The organism is Pseudoalteromonas sp. MMG024 (genome assembly GCF_021654175.1).
GTDB lineage: Bacteria > Pseudomonadota > Gammaproteobacteria > Enterobacterales > Alteromonadaceae > Pseudoalteromonas.
The window spans coordinates 1-358 of the sequence record NZ_JAKFZO010000069.1; the positions used below are offsets into that span (position 1 = coordinate 1).

Sequence of the window (358 nt, forward strand, 5' to 3'; positions counted from 1 at the left end):
TTGCACTTACAAGTAAGTACTTAATTTAAAGTTTGTCAGCTTTCCAAATTTTTAAAGAGCAATCGAGAATTACTTCTCAAAACTAAACATACTGAAATGTTAGTTTATTTAGGTTTGAGAAGAGAGAAAGTGGTGGAGCTAAGCAGGATCGAACTGCTGACCTCCTGCGTGCAAGGCAGGCGCTCTCCCAGCTGAGCTATAGCCCCACTATATAAGTTGATTATGTAAGCCACTTAATCTGGGAGGAGAAAGTGGTGGGTCTGAGTAGACTTGAACTACCGACCTCACGCTTATCAGGCGTGCGCTCTAACCAGCTGAGCTACAGACCCATAATCAATTATTGTTGTTCTCAATCATT

2 tRNA genes are annotated in these 358 nt (G+C 41.6%); both read right to left on the bottom strand.

What is annotated here, in order from left to right:
- Positions 1–130 precede the first annotated feature (130 nt).
- A tRNA-Ala gene (locus tag L1068_RS21895) sits at positions 131–206 on the bottom strand.
- Between the two features lie 46 nt (positions 207–252).
- A tRNA-Ile gene (locus tag L1068_RS21900) sits at positions 253–329 on the bottom strand.
- Between the last annotated feature and the right edge of the window lie 29 nt (positions 330–358).